We start from the raw sequence: 2,479 nt of genomic DNA, 5'->3' as shown, positions 1-2,479 counted from the left end.
TTATTTATCAAAGGTTTTTGGGAAATGCAATAACTTTTTCAAGTGATGATAAGCGGATTGGAATGTATCAAGAAGTAGTTAACGTATTTCAAAATAGCCCTATTTTTGGAATTGGTTTTGATAATTATAGGTTGACAAGTTTATATCAGACATATAGTCATTCAACATATGCAGAAGTATTAGCTACAACAGGATTGATAGGAAGTATCATATACTTTATTCCTTATTTGATAATATTTTCAAATCTGAGTCTAGTCTATTACAAAAATAGAACTAATAAAGAAGGTCTGCTTTCACTACAGTATTTATTATTATTATTAGTAATTATTGCTTTAGGAACAGGTGTAATACATTTTTATGGAATCAGGGATACATTTGCATTCTCATGGATGATTTCATTTTATTACATTGAGAAAAAGAAGTTAAGAAATCGAAGAAATATTATTGCATCAGACAAGGAGCTGTGAATAGAGCCATGAAGATTAAGTCATTGAGTTCATTAGTCAAAACGCCACGTAGGTTAATAAGACGTTTGGGGAACAAATACCTCTTAAATTGGTTGCCTGATTATATATATATTAGGTTAGTATATTGGGGTGAAACAGGTCAAAAGTTGAATATAAAAAATCCTAAGTCATATAACGAAAAAATTCAGTGGATAAAGTTATATGATAGGAAAACTTTATATAATGTTATAGCTGATAAATATGCTGTAAGAGCGTATGTCAGAGAAAAAATCGGAGAGAAATATCTGATTCCTTTAATTGCAGTATATGATAATGTTGATGAAATCGAGTGGGATAGCTTACCTAAGAAATTCGTACTCAAATGCACTCATGGATCTGGATCTAATATAATATGTTCTGGGAAAAAGGATTTAGACATTATTGCAGCAAAACGAAAATTAAATAAATGGATGAAAAAGAATTGGTTTTGGTTTGGAAGAGAATGGGCTTATAAAGATATTAAACCGAGAATTATATGCGAAGATTACATGACAGATGAGTCTGGAGTAGAGCTTAAAGACTATAAAATATTTTGCTTCAACGGAGAGCCTAAGTTGATTGAAGTTGATTTTGATCGACATAGTAATCATCAAAGAAATCTTTATACATTAGATTGGGAGTATATAGATGCGACAATAAAATATCCTAATGACTCTACGAAAATAATAAACAAGCCTACACAGTTGACAGAATTGCTTGAACTCGCGAGAAAATTATCTGAAAATATCCCTCATGCAAGAATAGATTTCTATTCAATAGATGACAATATATATTTTGGTGAAATTACTTTGTACCATGGATCTGGTTTTGAAAGATTTGAGCCACAAAGCTTAGGTCTAGAATTAGGAGATTGCATCAAACTTCCTAAAATAATTAATGAGAAAAGGTGATAGAATGAATATTCTTATAGGTGGTGATCTAGTTCCTACAAAAGAAAATTTCGAACTGTTCAATAATGGATATCTTGAATCATTATTAGGGAATGACTTAAAAAACATATGGCTAAATTCTGATGTGAGAATTTTCAATCTAGAGGCACCCTTATATGATAGAGAAAAACCTATAAATAAGTGGGGTCCCAACCTACTAGCCCCCACAAGTGTAATATCTGGAATAGAAAAATTAGAGCCATCACTTATTACCTTGGCAAATAATCATATTTTAGATCATGACACAAAAGGTCTAAAATCAACTATTGACATATTAAATAAAAAAAAATTACCCCATGTTGGAGTAGGAAATAACATTTTTGAAGCATCTGCAGGATATGTTATAGAGCATTCAGGAGTTAAAATTGGTATTTATGCTTGTACAGAGAATGAGTTTTCAGCTGCTAAAGAAAATTCTGCTGGCGCTAACCCCTTCGATCCAATTGATAGTTTAGAACATATTTCTAATCTCAAAAAAAAGTCTGATTATGTAATAGTTTTATATCATGGCGGAAAAGAACATTATCGCTATCCTTCACCTTATCTGCAAAAAATTTCTCGAAAAATGGTTGAGAGAGGTGCGGACATTGTTATATGTCAGCACAGCCATTGTATTGGTGCTAAAGAGGTTTATAAGGACTCCACTATCATATATGGTCAAGGAAACTTTATTTTCAAACGGAAGAGTAATGAGTACTGGAATACAAGTGTAATAATAAATATTATACTAAAAGATAATATCGAGCTAGAATATATTCCTATAGTTGCAACTGAACAAGGAACACGTTTAGCAGACGCTAATGAGTCTGCTGCTATCCTAAATGATTTTTTAAGACGCACACAAGAGATTAAAAAAAAAGGTTTTGTTTTAGAACAATATCAAAATTATGCAGATGCTCAGCTGGACAACTATTTAAGAGGTTTATCAGGGCTTAGTAAATGGTTTTACAGATTTGATAAATATATATGTAGGGGTTCATTAATGAAAAAGATATATAATGAAAGAAGTTTATTAGCTATTCAAAATTATGTAGAATGTGAAGC

At 31.1% G+C, this 2,479-nt stretch carries 3 protein-coding genes; all 3 read left to right on the top strand.

Features of this window, described 5'->3' with window-relative positions; translation table 11 throughout:
* Nucleotides 1-467: O-antigen ligase (locus tag AX762_RS11305; RefSeq protein WP_177244104.1), on the top strand; the 467-nt coding region annotated here is incomplete at its 5' end.
* Between the two features lie 23 nt (nt 468-490).
* On the top strand, nt 491-1,396 hold the full coding sequence (locus tag AX762_RS11300) for an ATP-grasp fold amidoligase family protein (RefSeq protein ID WP_218162511.1): 906 nt from the start codon (nt 491-493) through the stop codon (nt 1,394-1,396).
* 4 nt (nt 1,397-1,400) lie between these two features.
* On the top strand, nt 1,401-2,479 hold a 1,079-nt coding region (locus AX762_RS11295), incomplete at its 3' end, for a CapA family protein (protein WP_083432951.1).

It is taken from the genome of Alkalibacterium sp. 20, assembly GCF_001885615.1.
Classification (GTDB): Bacteria; Bacillota; Bacilli; order Lactobacillales; family Carnobacteriaceae_A; genus Alkalibacterium.
Note: the sequence above shows the minus strand (reverse complement) of the source record. Positions and strands in the feature narration are given on the sequence as shown.